This is a genomic window from Roseburia sp. AF15-21 (assembly GCF_003479505.1).
Classification (GTDB): Bacteria; Bacillota; Clostridia; order Lachnospirales; family Lachnospiraceae; genus Roseburia_C; species Roseburia_C amylophila.
Genome location: NZ_QUHG01000003.1, coordinates 1 through 18,493 on the forward strand (window position 1 = coordinate 1; position 18,493 = coordinate 18,493).

The 18,493-nt window shown below is 40.7% G+C and carries 14 protein-coding genes; 9 read left to right on the forward strand and 5 right to left on the reverse strand.

Features of this window, described 5'->3' with window-relative positions:
• Nucleotides 1–132: 132 nt before the first annotated feature.
• Nucleotides 133–2,397: an LTA synthase family protein gene (locus tag DWW33_RS05320; protein WP_199650741.1), complete on the reverse strand. Its 2,265-nt coding sequence runs from the start codon at nucleotides 2,395–2,397 to the stop codon at nucleotides 133–135.
• Between the two features lie 262 nt (nucleotides 2,398–2,659).
• Between DWW33_RS05320 and DWW33_RS05325 the strand changes: the two genes are divergently transcribed.
• From DWW33_RS05325 to DWW33_RS05365, 9 genes are all read left to right on the forward strand, one after another.
• Nucleotides 2,660–3,385, forward strand: coding sequence for an ABC transporter ATP-binding protein (locus tag DWW33_RS05325; RefSeq protein ID WP_118639009.1), 726 nt, complete (start codon nucleotides 2,660–2,662; stop codon nucleotides 3,383–3,385).
• A gap of 14 nt (nucleotides 3,386–3,399) precedes the next feature.
• Entirely contained in the window at nucleotides 3,400–4,317 is a 918-nt protein-coding gene (locus tag DWW33_RS05330; RefSeq protein WP_117841369.1) for a SufB/SufD family protein, read from the forward strand.
• A gap of 229 nt (nucleotides 4,318–4,546) precedes the next feature.
• On the forward strand, nucleotides 4,547–5,398 hold the full coding sequence (locus tag DWW33_RS05335; RefSeq protein ID WP_118639010.1) for an EamA family transporter: 852 nt from the start codon (nucleotides 4,547–4,549) through the stop codon (nucleotides 5,396–5,398).
• Nucleotides 5,399–5,418: 20 nt separating this feature from the next.
• Nucleotides 5,419–7,722 (forward strand): glycoside hydrolase family 31 protein, encoded by a 2,304-nt coding sequence (locus DWW33_RS05340; RefSeq protein WP_118639011.1) that lies wholly within the window; start codon nucleotides 5,419–5,421, stop codon nucleotides 7,720–7,722.
• Nucleotides 7,723–7,763: 41 nt separating this feature from the next.
• Nucleotides 7,764–9,071: a patatin-like phospholipase family protein gene (locus tag DWW33_RS05345; protein WP_118639012.1), complete on the forward strand. Its 1,308-nt coding sequence runs from the start codon at nucleotides 7,764–7,766 to the stop codon at nucleotides 9,069–9,071.
• A 73-nt stretch (nucleotides 9,072–9,144) separates the two neighbouring features.
• On the forward strand, nucleotides 9,145–9,534 hold the full coding sequence (locus DWW33_RS05350) for a hypothetical protein (RefSeq protein ID WP_117946135.1): 390 nt from the start codon (nucleotides 9,145–9,147) through the stop codon (nucleotides 9,532–9,534).
• 195 nt (nucleotides 9,535–9,729) lie between these two features.
• A complete protein-coding gene (locus tag DWW33_RS05355) occupies nucleotides 9,730–12,264 on the forward strand; it encodes a hypothetical protein (RefSeq protein WP_118088113.1) in 2,535 nt (844 codons plus the stop codon).
• A 185-nt stretch (nucleotides 12,265–12,449) separates the two neighbouring features.
• The gene (locus DWW33_RS05360; protein ID WP_117698651.1) at nucleotides 12,450–12,704 is read left to right on the forward strand and encodes an HPr family phosphocarrier protein; all 255 of its coding nucleotides are present in this window, start codon (nucleotides 12,450–12,452) and stop codon (nucleotides 12,702–12,704) included.
• A 20-nt stretch (nucleotides 12,705–12,724) separates the two neighbouring features.
• Complete coding sequence (locus tag DWW33_RS05365) at nucleotides 12,725–13,207, forward strand: DUF6465 family protein (RefSeq protein WP_117698652.1); 483 nt, start codon at nucleotides 12,725–12,727, stop codon at nucleotides 13,205–13,207.
• 63 nt (nucleotides 13,208–13,270) lie between these two features.
• Here the strand turns inward: DWW33_RS05365 and DWW33_RS05370 are convergent, their stop codons facing one another.
• The 4 genes from DWW33_RS05370 to murC all read right to left on the reverse strand — a co-directional run bounded on the left by DWW33_RS05370 (nucleotide 13,271) and on the right by murC (nucleotide 18,248).
• The gene (locus tag DWW33_RS05370) at nucleotides 13,271–14,458 is read right to left on the reverse strand and encodes a ribose-phosphate pyrophosphokinase (RefSeq protein ID WP_022243630.1); all 1,188 of its coding nucleotides are present in this window, start codon (nucleotides 14,456–14,458) and stop codon (nucleotides 13,271–13,273) included.
• Between the two features lie 71 nt (nucleotides 14,459–14,529).
• The gene (locus tag DWW33_RS05375) at nucleotides 14,530–15,522 is read right to left on the reverse strand and encodes an ATP-binding protein (protein WP_117841363.1); all 993 of its coding nucleotides are present in this window, start codon (nucleotides 15,520–15,522) and stop codon (nucleotides 14,530–14,532) included.
• Nucleotides 15,523–15,556: 34 nt separating this feature from the next.
• Nucleotides 15,557–16,585, reverse strand: a complete 1,029-nt coding sequence (locus tag DWW33_RS05380; protein ID WP_118541926.1) for a DnaD domain protein — start codon at nucleotides 16,583–16,585, stop codon at nucleotides 15,557–15,559.
• Between the two features lie 283 nt (nucleotides 16,586–16,868).
• Nucleotides 16,869–18,248 (reverse strand): UDP-N-acetylmuramate--L-alanine ligase, encoded by a 1,380-nt coding sequence (gene murC, locus DWW33_RS05385; protein ID WP_117841362.1) that lies wholly within the window; start codon nucleotides 18,246–18,248, stop codon nucleotides 16,869–16,871.
• Nucleotides 18,249–18,493 lie beyond the last annotated feature (245 nt).

Consider the following 18,493-nt stretch of genomic DNA (forward strand, 5'->3'; position numbering starts at 1 on the left):
CTATAACGCATAAAAACACCCTCCTTACTGGTTGTCCAGTAAAGAGGGTACATATCATAGAAGAATTCATCCCATCGGGACTTTCTGTTTACGCGAGAAACTCGCAAAGTGTGTTTCTCGTAGTTTATTCTTTTAATTCTGTGTCAGTGGAGTATTGACTGCATGCTCTACAGACTGGTCAGTTGCTGTACCGGCACCACTTAAAGACTGTTCAGAGGACTGCTCTGTGGATTTCTCAGTGGACTGGGTAGAACCTTCTGTATCAGTAGAAGGCTGTTCTGTTTCGGTAGCAGGCTCTTCCGTATGTTCTACATCCGGGTCCTCATAGAGGAACTCGTTGGAGCTTCGGAAGATGGTGCTGCTGGAACCTACAATGTTAGCAACAATCGTATCGCCGTCTTCAATGTCGTCAAGATTAATCTTTAACATGGTGCTTCCCAAGAAGGAAGTGGATACCTTCTCTCCGTTGACATAAATTTTCGTCCAAGGAGTAAATCCGGAGCCGTAAATACATAACTTATTGTCATCGGATTTCCATACACTGTTAATCGTTACATCATCAATACCCATAACCAGATCACTTGCTGGATATTTATCTGTTCCGTTGTAAGCATAACGTTTTCCGTAAAGAAGGTCATACTGTAAATTCTCTAAGTTCTCGTCGTAAGAAGCAGAACCCTTCTGGCTCTGGATGTAAGAGAACATGGTTCCTTTGTGGATGTCAAGCTGGTTGGTGATGTTTGCTAATAATTCATAAGCAGCACAGTCAGCATCCTGTTTTGGTAAATTAAAGTTGTTCCAGGTAACATATTTGGTTTTGAAAATGTCACCGGATACCATATCATCATCGGTCAGTCCCATGGTAGGAAGGTGGTCGCCGAAGAATACCACGATGGTCTTTTCATCCCGTTTGGAAAGCTCTTCGGTTAAGTTGCCGATGAATTTATCTACTTCGTGAATCATGTTAATGTAATATTCCCACCGATTGTTAGAAGCCTCATCTGCAGCACCGCTTACTGCAATTTCCGGATTTTCAAGAATCTTTTCAGTAGGATAATCACCATGTCCCTGTACGGTAATGGTATATACCAGATCTGACTGGTCAGGGGTAGAATCCATAGCCTTTAAGGTTTCACTGATTAAGATGTTATCGGTTGGCCAGGAACCAAGTGGTGTGTACTCCTGAATGTTCATACACTCTTTACTGGTGAAACTGTCAAATCCCATCAGGGAGAAGGCATTGGCACGGCTGTAGAAGTTACCACCGTTGTTATGTACAACATGTGTACCATAGCCGAGACTTCCAAGGTCGGAAGCAATACTTTCGCAACTGTCGATTTCTTTTAAAGTAGTCTTATATGGGTATTCGCCGGTACCAAAATACTGCATGCTCATACCGGTTAATACTTCAAATTCAGTATTGGCTGTTCCGGCACCTACAACAGGAACTTTTAAGTAACCGGAAGAATAGTTGTTTAATAAGTTGTGAAAATTTGGAACCGGATCTTCTGAAGTATGTAAGAACTTAACATCAGAGGGATCTACAAAGGATTCCAGTAAAACAACAATAATATTTGGCGCATCTTCGGCAGCTTCGGTAGTTTCTTCCGGAACGGAAGCCCCTATTTTGGCAATACGCTCTTCGGAATAACTGTCCGGTTTACTCATACCACGGTCAACAACGCTGGATGAGAAGCCGTAGACAAAACCATAATTTTCATAGCCCTGTGCAATATTGGCAAAATAGGAAGCAACAATATTATTGGACTGGGCTGCCTTGGTAGTTACCGGTAACATCAGGAAGATAACAGCAACCATAAGCGGACTTACAATCCAGTTGATTTTGCCCTGATATTTTGGTCCTTTGATAAAAAGCCAGATACAGAAAAGCAGGAAAAGACCGACTACGATAATAACGGCGAGTGCTTCACCAAAGGTAAAGTATTTGGTGTTCTGCATGGCAAATAAGTCAGACAGACATTTCAAATCTGTAAAACCAAATGGAGTTACACGTTTGGAAAGAATAACACCATTGATGGTTCCAAGGAAAAGCCAGAAGCCGCTGATTAAGAGACGGGCAAGTGTTCTTCTTCGAATCAGATAGACCAGGGATAAACTTGCAAAAATAATAAATGAGTTATAAAGGTAAGCAATGGTGTGTCCTGCAATAAAGGAAAATGCAGAAAGCACATTTCGTCTGGAAATACATTCAATCACCAGAACGAGGAAACAGGACAGTAACAGATGGAATACCAAAGAGTATTTGTTCATAATCACAACTGCACGGTCAAGGTGTGGATGTGGTTTCTTCTCCCGGTTCTTAAAAGTATTTATTTTGTTTTTTAGTTTAAAAAATAAGTTCTTGCACTTACTTAAAAAAGAATGTTTTTCTCTCATAATAATGGTTCTCCTCCCAGTAGATTACACACTTTTTACATATAATTTACTTTTGACTGAATAAGGATATATCTATTTAAGAAAAAAAACAACGGTAAATCTCGATAAAAATTTATTAATATTTCATTAAAAAGAATCCAAAATGTATAATAGAAGGGAAAGAAGTTGGCAAAAAAGCCATTTTGTGCTATCCTTTTTTTATAAAAACCAGGTTCGCAGAGAGGCAGATAGGTGAATCTGATAGTAAGGTGAGGAAAGAGAAATGCTGGAATTAAAAGACATTAGTTTTCAGGTAAATGATGAAACAGCAGACAGGGAAATATTAAAAAATATCAATCTGAAGATAGAAGACCGGTTTGTGGCAATTACCGGACCAAACGGTGGAGGTAAATCCACACTGGCGAAGCTGATTGCCGGAATAGTGACACCAACTTCCGGACAGATTTTATTGGATGGAGAGGATATTACGGGATTATCCATTACTGAACGGGCAAGAAAGGGAATCAGCTTTGCGTTTCAGCAGCCGGTAAGATTTAAGGGATTGACCGTAAAGGATTTGATTACACTGGCATCGGGAAAAGATATTTCCATCAGTCAGGCATGTTCCTATCTTTCAGAAGTAGGACTTTGCGCAAAGGATTATATTGGCAGGGAGGTAAATGACAGCCTTTCCGGTGGGGAGCTAAAGCGTATTGAGATTGCAATGATAATTGCAAGAGGAACCAAATTATCCATATTTGATGAGCCGGAGGCAGGAATTGACCTTTGGAGTTTTAACAATCTGATTCAGGTATTTGAGAATATGTATCAGAAAATCAATGGCTCGATTCTGATTATTTCACATCAGGAGAGAATTTTAAACATTGCAGACCGGATTATTGTAATTGCAGATGGAGAAGTAAGCACAGCCGGAAGCCGGGAAGAAGTGCTTCCAAAGCTGTTAGGCAGCAGTGAAGCCTGCTCTACTTTGATGGAAAAATTAGTCTAGGAAAAGGTGAGAAAATGGACAGTATAGAAAAGAATCTTTTAGCAGAGATATCAGATTTACACAGCGTGCCGGAAGGCGCATATAATATCCGTAACAACGGAAAACTGGAGGCAAGAAATACAACTGCAAATATTGATATTGTAACTAAGAAGGACAAGCCGGGAATTGATATCTATGTAAAACCGGGAACAAAGAATGAGAGTATGCATATTCCGGTTATCTTAAGTGAAAGCGGCTTAAAGGACCTGGTGTATAATGATTTTTATATCGGGGAAGGTGCAGATGTGACAATCATTGCGGGATGCGGTATCCACAACTGCGGAGACCAGACATCACAGCATGATGGAATACACACCTTTTATATAGGAAAGAATGCAAAAGTAAGATATGTAGAAAAGCATTATGGTGAAGGGGATGGAAATGGAGCCAGAGTCTTAAATCCAACTACAGTGATCCACATGGAAGAAGGCGGATTCATGGATATGGACAGTGTTCAGATTAAAGGAGTAGACTCCACAATCCGTACAACCGAAGCAGACCTTAAAGAAGATGCGTCCCTTGTGATTCATGAACGTATTATGACTCATGGACAGCAGAAGGCAGAGACAGATTTTACGGTAGATTTAAATGGAGCACATTCCAGTGCAAATGTGGTATCGCGTTCGGTAGCAAAGGGAGATTCCCACCAGAAGTTTGTTTCTTATATTCGTGGTAATAATGCATGCAGCGGACATACAGAATGTGATGCCATCATCATGGACAATGGAAAGGTGGAGGCAATTCCGTCTCTTGCAGCGAATGATATCGATGCAGCATTGATTCATGAGGCAGCAATTGGAAAAATAGCAGGAGAACAGCTGATTAAGCTGATGACACTGGGACTGTCTGAAAAAGAGGCAGAGGAGCAGATTGTAAATGGATTTCTGAAATAGGATATGTATGGGGAATGAAGGGAGCAGGAAAGAACAAACAAGAGAAGAGAAATACCGAAAGAGGCGGAAGAATGGAATAAGATAATATTTGAAATATTATGACGGGTATGGATATTAAGTGAAGTGGCATCTGTATTTGAACGATGCAAAAGTGGGTGGTAAAAATAAAGTCTGCTGCAGTGCAGATTAAGACAGAATTTTCCCGGGATAATAGAAAAGAGGAATAAATATGTGGCTTGCATATGCATGTGGCTCTGCTTTTTTTGCAGGTATTACGGCAATATTGGCAAAAGTTGGAATTAAGAAAATAGACTCGAATCTTGCAACAGCAATCCGGACGATTGTAGTATTGATGTTTGCATGGATTATGGTATGGCTTACCGGATCTTATACTCCAGTCAGAAGTATAGAAACACGGACGTTAATTTATCTTGCATTATCAGGAATAGCGACCGGAGCATCCTGGCTTTGCTATTTTCGGGCATTGCAGCTAGGCGATGTAAACAAAGTAACACCGATTGATAAATCCAGTACAATCCTGACAATGATTCTGGCAGTCATTTTCTTAAATGAAGGACTGAACGAGAAGAAAATTATTGCCATGGTATTAATTGGCGTTGGAACGATGCTCATGATTACCAGAAAGAAAAGCGGTGGCACAAAGAGCCGGGCATGGCTTATCTATGCACTGCTGTCTGCAGTGTTTGCCAGCCTGACATCCATCCTTGCCAAGGTGGGAATAGATGGTGTGAATTCCAATCTCGGAACGGCATATCGTACTGGAGTGGTACTTGTTATGGCATGGGTGGTAGTATTTGTAACAAAGAAACAGAAGCAGGTCCGGAGTATGACCTTCCGGGATGGAATGTTTCTGATTTTATCCGGAATAGCAACCGGAGCATCCTGGCTTTGTTATTACCGGGCGTTACAGCTGGGCGAAGCCAGTGTAGTGGTACCGATTGATAAACTAAGCATTGTAGTTACAATTGTATTTTCATCTGTGTTTTTAAATGAAAGACTACAGCCAAAGGCATTCTTTGGATTAATTATGATAGTGGGAGGTACATTGCTACTAATATAAGCAAAAGTGGAGGAAAAAGTATGCTGGGAAAAAGAAAATCTTATTATGTGGAGAGTGGAATCATTCATTTTGTATTTGAATATGGCATGGGAAGCTTAGAGGTTCTGACAGATAACATTGTAAATGTGTTTGTTCCGTTCGAAAGTGAGGAACATCGTTCAAAAGCCATCGAGGGAGAAAAGTCAAAACATATACATTTTGATGTGCAGGAAGGAATTGACTATCTTGAGGTTCGGACTGCAAGATTAATCATACGCGTATATGATAATTTTATGGTGGATTTTTATGATGTGAATGGACAGCTTCTCTGTGCGGACTATCGTGGTGGAAGGGAATTTGCAACACAGATTAGTGAGAAATTTATCGAATTCTTAAAAGCAGAGGGACATGAGGTGCCGCAGGCGACAGATAAGAATTATCATGTGCAGGCTGTAAAACGCATGGAGGGAGACGAAGCCTTCTATGGCTTTGGTGATAAAGCAGGGGTATTAAATAAGAAGAATTACGATTATGAGATGTGGAATACAGATAATCCGGCGGCGCATACGGAAGCCTTTAAAGCATTGTATAAATCGATCCCGTTCTTTATAACATTGCGTGAAAGCTGCGTATACGGAATCTTTTTTGATAATACCTGTAAGACTTATTTTGATCTGGCAAAAGAAAATGCGGGATACTATTTCTTTGGCTCAGACCGTGGCAATCTGGATTACTATTTTATTGCCGGGTATAATATGCCGGAGGTAGTAGCTGGTTATACTTATCTGACCGGAAGAACACCGCTTCCGCAGCTTTATACATTAGGCTATCATCAGTCGCGCTGGGGATATGAGACTTCCGCAGAGATCCGCGCAATTGCGGATAAATATCGTGCATTAAAGATTCCGATTGATACGATTCATCTGGATATTGACTATATGGATGGCTACCGGGTCTTTACCTGGAATGAAAAGGACTTTGGCAGACCGGGTGAAGTAATTGAGGATTTAAAGAAAAAAGGATTTAAAATTGTTACCATCATTGACCCGGGTGTCAAATTAGATCCAGGTTATGATATGTATGATGAAGGCATGAAACAGGGATATTTTGCCAAGACACCGGAAGGAGATACCTATGTAAATGCAGTATGGCCTGGAGATGCGGTATACCCTGACTTTGGAAATCCGAAGGTAAGACAGTGGTGGGGAGAGAAGCAGAAATATCTTGTGGACTTAGGAGTCCGCGGTGTATGGAATGATATGAATGAGCCGGCAAGTTTCCGTGGAGAACTGCCGGAAGATGTCGTGTTTACGGACGAAGACAGACCATGTGATCATGGCCAGATGCATAATGTCTATGGGCATCTGATGGCAAAGGCTACCTATGAAGGCTTGAAGAAGCAGGATGGCAGAAGACCATTTGTAATCACACGTGCCTGTTACAGTGGTTCCCAAAAGTATACCACAGCATGGACAGGAGATAATCAGAGCCTGTGGGAGCACCTGCGGATGGCAATTCCGCAGATGTGCAATCTGGGATTATCCGGTATGGTATTTATCGGAACAGATGTAGGTGGATTCGGTGCAGATGTGACACCGGAACTGCTGTCAAGATGGATACAGGTCGGCTGCTTTTCACCGTTGTTCCGGAATCATTCTTCCAAGGGTTCTACCAGACAGGAGCCGTGGCTTTTCGGAGAAGAGACATTAAATATTAACCGGAAATATATTGAACTTCGTTATAAATTACTGCCATACCTTTATGATTTATTCCATGAGACGGAGCAGAATGGTATGCCGGTAATCCGTCCACTGGTATTACATTATGAGAAAGATAAAGAAACATGGAATCTCAATGGAGAATTCCTGTTTGGAGAGCGTATGCTGGTAGCTCCTGTAGTAGAGCAGGGAATGACGAAGAAGCTTTTATATCTGCCGGAGGGAATCTGGTATGACTACGATACAAGGGAAAAATATACCGGAAAGCAGTATATTGTAAAAGACGCACCTCTTGATGTATGTCCGGTTTTTGTAAAAGCAGGAAGCATTATCCCATGTTTTGAACCAATGCAGTATGTGGGAGAAATTGAACTGGATACGCTGATTCTTGATGTATATCCGGGAGAAGGTCGTTATGTGCATTATCAGGATAACGGAGAAGATTTTACATATCAGGATGGTGTATATAATGAATATGAGATGACCATCACAAAGGATGAGACATTAACAGTCCAGATGCTGCATAAAGGTTATGAAAAAGTATATAAGAAATTTGTGATATGTTACAAAGGACGTAAAAATGAGTTCGCATTCAATGGAGAGAAACTGACAGTCTGGCTTTCTTAAAAGAAAGGCAGAAGCCGGGAGATAACCGGAGGAGGACTTATATGAAACGTGGAATTGCATTAAGTGGAGGCGGTACGAAAGGCTCTTATGAACTGGGAGTCTGGAAAGCATTAAATGAACTTGGTATCGATTATCAGATTGTAACCGGAACATCCATAGGTTCCATTAACGGAGCCTTAATGGCAACGGGAGATTATGACAGGGCTTATGAACTATGGAGCACCATAACCATGGAAGATATGATGGAGGATGGAATCAATCTGACGGATACCATAGAGGGCATGTATGACCAGAGAGAGGCAATTGGTCCATTCCTGAAAAAATATGTAAAGAATAAAGGTGCAGATATTTCACCTTTTACTGCTTTTATTGAAACACTGATAGAAGAGGATAAGATTCGGAAATCAAAGACAGATTTTGGATTGGTTACGGTGGAATTTCCGTCTTTAAAACCCTGCGAACTGACAAAGCGTGACATTCCGGAAGGACTTATGAAAGATTATATTCTGGCATCTTCTGCAATTTTTCCATTATTCCCGATGCATAAAATCGGAGAGATAACGTATCTGGATGGATGCTATTATGATAATCTTCCAATTGACCTTGCCATCCGAATGGGAGCACAGCAGATTATTGCTGTTGATTTACATACATCACCGGCACACGATGCCTATGCAAAGCGGCCGTATGTAACTTATATCAAGCCAAGCCGCGCCCTTGGAACCATGATGAATTTTGACCATGCTCTTTTAATGGCAAATGCCAGAATGGGATACCAGGATACCATGAAGGTTTATGGAAAATATTATGGCTATGTATATACCTTTGAAAAGGAATCCATGGAGAAATACCGCAGGGCAATGGATCACTTTTTGTATCGGATGACAGAACTGGATTTACTGGTCAGGGATGAAATGCCGGTAAAACGTTTTGCTAAGAAAAGCGAATTTAATAAAGTACATACACTTCTGGCAGAACGAAGTGAAAAGGAGAAAATGTCACCGAGGGAATATTTCCTTGCAGCGGCAGAAATCTGTGGAGAGGTATTTGATGCAGATGCAGCAATTGAATATTCCATGGAACATTTTGTGGAAACACTTCATAAGAAGTTGGCAGATGCAGAGTTAAGACAGGTGACAGAATGTATCATTGCACATAAATTAAGGGAGCCGGCAGGACTGATTGCAGAGGTTAAAAACTTTGGAAAAGAAATGCTGGTGGCTGCGGCTGCATATTATGCGGCACAACAGGACACACTGACGTCAAAAGAAATTCTGAAACTGCATGCCATGTTCCCAAAGGAACTGACAGCGGTGTTATTTCTGATGTCGTTGGAAACAAACAGATAACAGCATTTTTGCCGTCAACAAACAGTCTCTGTTGCATATATTATACTGATGAGAATCAGGAGAGAAGGAAACATTGGATTATAATCAGGATATTTTCTTTAAGATGCAACAGCAGCAGATGCCGGGCAAACAGCCCTTTTACATGACAAATCCAATCCAGAATCTTTACATGACGGAGTTAGAATATCAGAGGGATTTAGACCGCATGAAAGAGATGTATCCGCTGGAGATAAGAAAAGTACAGGAGCTGGTGGAAGAAGAATGCGATAAGATGGAATATGAGGGAAGTCTCATGTTTGACGAGTATCCGGACCGGCTGATGCTACGGCAGATTTGTAAGAGAATCCGTGATAAGGCGGGACTTGGGGAAAGCCGGGAAGACATGGATGCTCCGGAAATTCTTCTGTTTCATGAGATGTTTCACCGCAGATGCCGTTACAGACGCTGCCGCAGATGCTGGTAGCGGATAATAAAATAGAGGTTGAGCTTTTGCAAAAAAGGAATTACAATATAGCTGTCGTTTTTTGATGGCTATATTGTTTGTTTACGTGAGTAGCGAGAAAAATCGCATGCCTGCATGCAGATTTGACGAGCACCGCGATAACTTGAGAAACTCGCAAAGCGTGTTTTTCGTAGTTTAGGAAGATGAGGAATACAGATGAATAAAGGAATGATTCGGGCACTGGTGTTAGCAGGTGTGTTTCTGGTATCAACCGTAGTGTTTAGTTTTTTGACAAATAAAACAAATCCCGATATGACAACAGAACTGGAGGAGGCAACGCTGCCGACTGTCCAGCTTTATTATAAAGAGCAGAAAATCAATGAACTCTACGGGTATGTAGATGAAATGAATGCAGTTTACATGAGGGACAGCATTACGCCGATTGATACGGACAGGCTGCTTCCAATCCGCGTTCAGAATGGAAGCTATGCAGTGGATGAACTTTCCTATGAGATCCGGAGTATGGATACTAAGCGTCTTATTGCAGATGCGAAGGTAGATAGTTATTCCCAGAAGAATGGAGTGATTACAGCAGACCTTCCGATTCAGAATCTTCTGGATTCCAATGCAGAATATCTGTTGATTATACATTTACTGCATGGGGATGATACTTTAAATTATTATACAAGGATTATTGAACCGCAGGATTGTTATGTGAAGGAAAGCATTGATTTTGCAAAAGATTTCCATGAAAAAACATTTCAGGAGGATGGAAGCGGCTCTCTGGCAACTTATATGGAACCGGATTCTTCTGCGGATAATACCACGCTTGCCAATGTCAGTATTCATTCCACACTGCGACAGGTAACATGGGATAAATTCAATGGGACCGTTCTGACGGACCCATCGGTAAGCATTAAAGAAATCAATAATTCCTATAATGTAATTCTATTGGATTATGTAGTGACGGCAACCGGAGATAATGGGGAACTGGAATATTATAATGTAGAAGAATATTACCGTGTCCGTTATACCAATGACCGGATGTATCTATTGAATTTTGAAAGAACCATGGATGAAATTTTCCGGGCAGAGAATGATGATTTTTATGAGAATTATTTACAGCTTGGAATATGTTCGTCCGATGTGGAATATAAGAGTAATGAGACAGGAAGTATTCTTTGTTTTGTAAAAGAAGGAGAACTCTGGTGTTACAATGCGACAGAAAAAAAGCTTTCCCAGGTGTTCAGCTTCCGTGGTTATGAGGGGATTGATTCCAGGGAAAATCATAAGGAACATGATATCCGGATTATTAAGGTGGATGAAACAGGAAGTGCTGATTTTGTTGTATATGGTTATATGAACAGGGGAAACCACGAAGGTCAGGTGGGTGTAGGTGTTTATCATTATGACAGCGTGGCAAATACAGTAGAAGAGGAACTGTTTATACCATCCACCCACTCTTACGAAGTGCTGAAATCAGAACTGGGACAGCTGATGTATGAAAATGAAAGTGGAATGTTCTACATTATGATGGGTGGGACACTGTATGAGATTAATCTTGCTACTACCAAAGAAAAGGAAGTAGTCAGCGGATTTGAAACAGGAAATTATGCGGTATCAGAGAATAACCAGTTTGTTGCTTATATTGCAGATGGCAACAGTGACAGCGGTTCGAAAATTACTGTTCTGAATCTGGAGAATTCGAAAAGCTTTGAAGTGGCAGCGGCAGCAGGAACGTATATCCGGCCACTGGCATTTATGGAAGATGATTTTATCTATGGCGAGGCGGATGACAGTGATGTGTATACAGATTCTGCCGGAAATGTACAGTTTCCGATGAATCATATTTATATTGTAGATACGGATGATGAAGAACACGGAGTGTTAAAAGATTACCATAAGGATGGATATTATGTGGCATCTGTAGAAGTTGTGGATTATACTATTTATCTGAACCGGGAACAGTATAACGGTATGGCTTATGTTCCGGCGGAACAGGATACAATTATGAATCGTGAGGGAGATTCTGCAGAAGTAGTCAGCATTCACAGTACGGTAACGGAACGAAAACAGACGCAGCTGCAGCTGCAATTATTACAGGAAGAAGAGATAAGCTCGGGTCGTCTTCTGACTCCGAAACGGATTGTATTGGAGTCACCGAGAAATGTGAATCTGAAAGAGCCGGAAGAGACAGATTATTATTATGCTTATTCTGCCGGAAGAGTAGTGCTGGCAACGGATAATGCGGCAAAAGCCATTGCAGTGGCAAATGATAATGTGGGCGTTGTGGTAGGAAGCAGACAGCAGTATATCTGGAAGAGGGCAAGAAAATCTTCCCAGTCACCACTGACGATTACAATAGGTGATGCAGACGCATCCGGAACAACGATAGCAAAAGCAATCAATGGTATGCTTTCGATGCAGGGATTAAATGTTGGTGTAGGAGAATTGATGACATCCGGAAATACACCAAAACAAATTTTAAAGGATACCCTGCAGGACTCTGTAGTCATTGATTTGACCGGAAGCGATCTGGATGCAGTGTTATATTATGTCAATCTGGGAACACCGGTATTTGCCATGAACAGTGGAAGCGAAGCTGTATTGATTACAGGCTATGATAACGCAGGAGTCTATATTTATAATCCGGCAACCGGTGCAACAGAGAAGATGTCAATGACGGATGCACAGAATTTATTTGATACAGCAGGTAATGTATATTTTGCTTATATGAAAATGGCAGAATAGGGATGCAGGCAGAGACAGGCGTGAAAAAGACGCAAAAAACGTATAAAATTGCCTAAAAAAAGCCGAAGTTTTTTGGCAGTTTCGGTATTAGTGCTGTATTTTCACAAAGTCTATTGCAAAATCTGTTAGTGTAGGATATATTAACTTTTGTACTAATTGTACTACTTAGAAGCGAGGAAGATAACATGAGTAGAAAAGAAGTTACAGTTTCAAACGTTTCAAAAAAACACGATAATCCAATTGCAGAGTTGGTTCAGGTTGCCTGCCAGTTTGACAGCAATATTACTCTGGAAAGTGATAACCGTAAAATTAATGCCAAGAGCATCATGGGAATTATGGCATTTAATCCGTCCAAAGGAATGACGGTTAACATTGTTGCAGAGGGAAATGATGAAGAAGAAGCCCTATTAGCAATGGAGAAGTTTTTAGTGTGTGATTAATTTTCAGGGAGGGAATTATAATGCAGAAGAGACCAGTTGAAAAAGCAGCCGAAGTAAAGGCAGCAGTAAAAGCTACAGAGACAAAGGCAGTAGTTAAGGCAGAAGAGGTTAAGGCAGAAGCAAAAGAAGTTGTAGCGAAGAAAGCAGAAACCGTAGTAAAGAAAGCGGAAGAGACAGTTAAGAAGGCAGAGGAGACAGCAAAGAAAGCAGAGACAACTGTAAAAGCAGCAGCAAAGACTACCGCAAAGAAAGCAACCAAGAAAGCAGCGGCTAAGAAAACTACTAAGGTAGAGAAGAAAGAACTTGTACCGGAAGTATTTGTTCAGTTTGATGGTAATGAAGATGTTGTTGCAAACGTGATTGAGAGAGCAAAAGAAGCTTTCACAGCAGACGGACACAGAGCATCCAGCATCAAGTCTTTAAAGGTTTATTTAAAACCGGAAGAATATGCAGCATACTATGTTATAAACGATACATATGCAGGCAAGGTTAACTTATTCTAGTTTTATTTTGCCCATGATATTAAAATGGCTTCGGAATTCCGAAGCCATTTTTGCTGTTGTTATTTATTTCTTTTTCTGATTAGCTTTATATTTCTTTATAAGCTTCTGGATACGCTCGTTTGGATCTAAGAGCTCGCTGATAGAAGCATCATGATTCAATGTATCAATAATATAAGCAATATATTTGCTCATGTCACAGTTGATATAATATGGACGGCTTAAAAGCTCCGGAGTCTGATAAGTCAGGTTGGTGGTAACTACACGGTAGATAGTTCCATCTTCTACAGCTTTATCGAATTTTTCCAGACCATTGGTGAAAAGTCCGAAGGTTGCAACGACAAAGATTCTGTTTGCTTTTCTCTTCTTTAGTTCGGTTGCAACGTCAATCATGCTTTCTCCGGAAGAAATCATATCATCGATAATCAGAACATCTTTTCCTTCTACGGAAGAACCTAAAAATTCATGTGCGACAATAGGGTTACGTCCGTCAACAATTCTGCTGTAATCACGACGTTTGTAGAACATACCCATATCCAGACCAAGTACACTGGAAAGATAAATTGCACGTCCGGTACCACCCTCATCCGGGCTGATAATCATCATGTGGTCAGAATCAATCTGTAAGTCAGGAACGTTTTTGCAGATACCTTTGATAAACTGGTATGCAGGCTGAACAGTTTCAAAACCACCCTTTAAAGGAATTGCATTCTGGACACGAGGGTCATGTGCATCAAATGTAATAATGTTGTCAACGCCCATGGCAACCAGTTCCTGTAAAGCCAGTGCACAGTCTAAAGATTCCCTGGTGCTTCTTCTATGCTGGCGGCTTTCATAAAGGAATGGGATGATAACAGTAATTCTTCTTGCCTTGCCGCCAATTGCAGCAATAATTCTCTTTAAATCCTGATAATGATCGTCTGGGGACATATGGTTTGTCTGACCGCACAGAGAATAAGTAAGGCTGTAGTTGGTGACATCAACCATAAGATAAAGGTCATAACCACGAACAGTTTCTTTGATCATTCCCTTTGCCTCGCCTGAACCAAAACGAGGGGTAACTGCTTCAATGATATAAGAATCACGTTTGTAGCCCATAAAAGCTGCATCATTCTGGTGCTGATGCTGTCTTTCGTCTCTCCATTTGACAAGGTATTTGTCAACTTTTTCTCCTAATTCCTGGCAGCTCTGTAATGGAATAATTCCAAGAGAACCAGTAGGAAGGGTTTCTAAGTTTCTTTCACTGTTTGACATGAATAGGTTCCTCCATAGAAATAATTTATCTTATATAGTTCAATAGATATAGCATCTAATTGAATGCGTAATTAATGCAGCTTTTTCTTAAGACGGATATCGTCCCCAAAAAGCTTGATCATCGTATAGCTGCTGAAGATGCGGGAGCAGATACGCTCGGAATATACATCAGCAAGCTGGTCGATACTTAAATTCGTAGAAATCAATGTTGATTTCTGACGCAGCATACGTTCGTTCAGACACAGGAAAAGCCGGGATGCCGTAAAGGAGTTGGCAAGCTCGGTTCCAAGGTCATCAATGATTAAAAGATCACAGTCGAAGATATTCTGTCCGGCAGCAGAAGCTGCAGCGTCCTTCTGGAAAGTGTCCTTTTCAAATATATCAAATAATTGGAAGGCTGTAAAATAAATAACGGAATGTCCTTTATCTAAAAGCTCTTTGGCAACGCAGTTTGAAAGAAAAGTCTTACCGACACCGGTTGCTCCATAGAAAAAGAGATTTTCAAAAGAGGTATCGAAATGCTCAATAAAGGACTTACAGTCTGCAACAGCTTTTTTTGCAGTATCATAAGCAGATAATCCGGTTGTGGGATTTATCTGCTCTTTGGAATAGTATGCATAAGAGAAATTCGAAAAATTCTCTTTGGCTAAAATATCTTTTACATTAGACTGCGTATAGACTAAATCAATGGCAGCCTGTACAAAACAATGACAGCGTTCATTCCCAATATAACCGGTATCCTTACAGTCCTTACAGGTGTAAACCGGTTCCAGATAATCAGCCGGATAACCCAGAGAAGCAATCAGATTCTGTTTCTCCCTGCGAAGAGCAGCAAGCTGTTCTTTTAATGAAGAGAGAACAGAGGAATCTTCTGCTCCATCATCAGATAAAAGCTGTTTTGCACTTGCTACTGAGATGGAAGAAATCTCGTTGTCTATTTCTGTAAGGCGCGGACATTTTCCGTAGACTTCCTGAATGCGTTCATCCAGAAGATGCTGATTGTGAAACTGTCTGGCATTATATTGCCGGATTAAAGTATCGTATTGTGAATTATTAAGAGACATGAAATGCTCCTTTAGTATTCCTGAAAAAAGTGTCTTAATTATTTAAGAGCTGTTTTTCAAGCTGTTCAAAATTATAGGTACGCTGTGAAAAATTGTTAAACCGGTTGGCGGCAGTCTTGTTTACGGTGACATTGCGGGAAGAAGATGCCTTGCTTTTTTTGTAAGCAGTGTCTAATATAGCAATATCCTCTAAATGGTGGATATTGCATTTATGCCAGTTCTCTAAGATGGTATCGGCATACTGGAAGCTTGGCTGATTTGTCGCCTGCAGTGTCCGTTTGCATGCCTCGGAAATGATATCCAGTGTAAATCCAAACTGGCTGGTCCATTTATCTACCAGTTCAAGTTCGTATTCAGCCAGTTTTCTGCCGCTGATTCCAAATGCCTTCATGACACCATAATGTGTCTGCTTATAGGCACTGGAAGAACGTCTGGCATCTTCCGCAGTACGGATAGAAGAAGCAGACCAGGAAAGGGCAATCTTGTCCATATAGCGGATGCTCTTATGGCCGTTGTCCACACAGGATTCTACCAGATATTCAATCAGGTCTGTGGAGAATTTCAATTCATCTGACCAGTAAAGAATGGTTTCATAATCTTTGATGGACAAAGGATGTCCGATATAGCGTTCAATAATGAATAATAAATCGCTGGAAGCCTCATCATTCTGGAAAGACAGAATCTGGTCTTTCGTATAGGATGGACGGATATCTACAGAAGATGCCTCCGTAGGATTTTCCACATGTTCAGAATCCTGCGTAACCGCAGAAACAGGCTCACACAGGCAGATGCCGGTAAGCTGTTCGCCGGAATTATATTCTAACTGGAGTAAGTGTTTCTTCTCCCAGTATTTTAAGGCACGTTTAATATCCTTTTCTGTATGGTCAAATTTATCAGCCATCTTAGAAATGGAAAAATTCTCAGCTGCGTTGATGCAGCGGAGTAAATATAAATAAATTTTTACAAATTCTCCATTGGCATCTGCCATATACTCATCAATAAAGGTATTGGATACGCAGGTAACCGTGGATTTGCTTTTCGTATGTAATGTTATGTCTGTCATAAGAACTCCCTCTTTCACCGACCACATTATAGCATATGAATCTAAAATTGAGAAGTCTTATTTTAACCAAAAATCCAGTAAAATCAAGGGTTTCCACATTTGCACAGAATTGTGAATAATGTGGATAACTTTCTTTTGAAAGTGCATTATGGTAACTGAAATGGGAGCAGTTTGGCGGTTAATGCAGATAGAATGGCGATTTTCAAAAATACATTATGTAAACAAAAAAATCCACATCCATAATTCACAAAAATGTGAATTACGATGTGGATAATGTGGATAACTACTGCTGAAGCAGGTGTTCTCCTATAAGATACACGTCTCCGGCCCCCATAGTTATCAACAAATCATTGTTTATGCATTTTTCCGATAAAAATTTTTCAATCTCATCAAAAGACGGGAAGTAATAACTTTCCTGACCGTTTTTCTGAAGCTCTGCCAAAAGGTCTTTGGAAGAAATTCCGATCGTATTTTTCTCTCTGGCTGCATAGATGTCTGCAAGGACTACAATATCTGCCATGGAAAGCACCCGGGCAAAATCACTTAAGAATGCCTTGGTTCTGGAATAGGTGTGTGGCTGGAAAACGCAGATAATCCGTCCGTGTGGATAATTCCGGGCTGCGGTTAATGTAGCAGCTACTTCGGTCGGATGATGTGCATAATCATCGATAACGGTGATACCGTTCTTTGTTCCTTTGTATTCAAAACGACGTTTGGTGCCGCCAAACTGAAGCAGTCCCTTTTTGATAACATCCAAAGGAAGACCGAGATTTAAGCAAAGTGCAATGGCAGCCAGTGAATTGGAGACATTATGCTTGCCTGGAACGCTTAAGGAAACGGTTCCTAAGTCTTCGGTTTTGTGCATCAGAGTATATGTGCCGCAGGCATGGTCATTATAAGTAATATTTTTAGCATAAAAGTCATCGTTTTCGCATAAACCATAAGTAGTGACGCTACAGGACAAATTGTTGGTAATCTGATCTAAAGCTGCAATCTGGCCGTTGATGATTAATACACCATCATGTGCAGTATTTCCGGCAAATTCATGGAAAGAACGGCGGATATCATCGATATCTTTGAAGAAGTCGAGATGCTCAGCTTCCACACTGGTGATGATACTGTATTTCGGATGAAAATGCAGGAAACTGTTGGTATATTCGCAGGCCTCGGTAATGAATACTTCTGAACCACCTACGCGGATATTTCCACCGATTGCTTCTAAGATACCACCAACACTGATTGTAGGGTCAGCCTTTGCAACAAGAAGAATCTGTGAAATCATGGATGTGGTAGTGGTTTTTCCATGGGTACCGGCAACTGCAATGGATTTCTCATAGTTATCCATAATCTGTCCAAGCAGTTCTGCACGGGAAAGCATTGGAATACCGGCATCTACGGCTGCTTTAAATTCCTCATTGTCCTCGCGGATGGCAGCAGTATAGACAACCAGTGCAGGACGGATGGATAAGTTAGATGCTTTCTGGCCAATGTAAATGGCTGCGCCTTTTTTTGCAAGGCTGTCGGTAAGCGCAGACTGCTTTGCATCAGAACCGGAAATGGTAAAACCTTCTTCCAGCAAGATTTCTGCAAGACCACTCATACTGATACCGCCAATACCGATAAAATGTACATGAATAGGTTCTTCAAAATTTAATGAATACATAATTCTTTACCTGCCTGACTTATAATTTCGTTTCTTGAGAAAAGATTTCTTCCTAATATTATAACCATATGCAGGGAATTTGCAAATCTATTTTGTCTGTCAGGAAAAAAGAATGCAAAATAATGGAGGTGATTTTGTAAAAATGACAAGAAATGTTTGAAAATTGTCTAAAATGACTAAAATTTGCGAAAAAAGATAAAATAATTATACAAAATGCTGTACAACATATGGGCAGTGTGTTATAC

Bases quoted from the DNA above. Each gene is read 5' to 3' on its own strand.
- DWW33_RS05380 (WP_118541926.1), bottom strand. From the start codon at position 16,585: ATGACAGACATAACATTACATACGAAAAGCAAATCCACGGTTACCTGC.
- murC (WP_117841362.1), bottom strand. From the start codon at position 18,248: ATGTATTCATTAAATTTTGAAGAACCTATTCATGTACATTTTATCGGT.
- DWW33_RS05365 (WP_117698652.1), top strand. From the start codon at position 12,725: ATGCAGAAGAGACCAGTTGAAAAAGCAGCCGAAGTAAAGGCAGCAGTA.
- DWW33_RS05360 (WP_117698651.1), top strand. From the start codon at position 12,450: ATGAGTAGAAAAGAAGTTACAGTTTCAAACGTTTCAAAAAAACACGAT.
- DWW33_RS05325 (WP_118639009.1), top strand. From the start codon at position 2,660: ATGCTGGAATTAAAAGACATTAGTTTTCAGGTAAATGATGAAACAGCA.
- DWW33_RS05370 (WP_022243630.1), bottom strand. From the start codon at position 14,458: ATGTCAAACAGTGAAAGAAACTTAGAAACCCTTCCTACTGGTTCTCTT.
- DWW33_RS05355 (WP_118088113.1), top strand. From the start codon at position 9,730: ATGAATAAAGGAATGATTCGGGCACTGGTGTTAGCAGGTGTGTTTCTG.
- DWW33_RS05320 (WP_199650741.1), bottom strand. From the start codon at position 2,397: ATGAGAGAAAAACATTCTTTTTTAAGTAAGTGCAAGAACTTATTTTTT.
- DWW33_RS05345 (WP_118639012.1), top strand. From the start codon at position 7,764: ATGAAACGTGGAATTGCATTAAGTGGAGGCGGTACGAAAGGCTCTTAT.
- DWW33_RS05330 (WP_117841369.1), top strand. From the start codon at position 3,400: ATGGACAGTATAGAAAAGAATCTTTTAGCAGAGATATCAGATTTACAC.
- DWW33_RS05340 (WP_118639011.1), top strand. From the start codon at position 5,419: ATGCTGGGAAAAAGAAAATCTTATTATGTGGAGAGTGGAATCATTCAT.
- DWW33_RS05335 (WP_118639010.1), top strand. From the start codon at position 4,547: ATGTGGCTTGCATATGCATGTGGCTCTGCTTTTTTTGCAGGTATTACG.
- DWW33_RS05375 (WP_117841363.1), bottom strand. From the start codon at position 15,522: ATGTCTCTTAATAATTCACAATACGATACTTTAATCCGGCAATATAAT.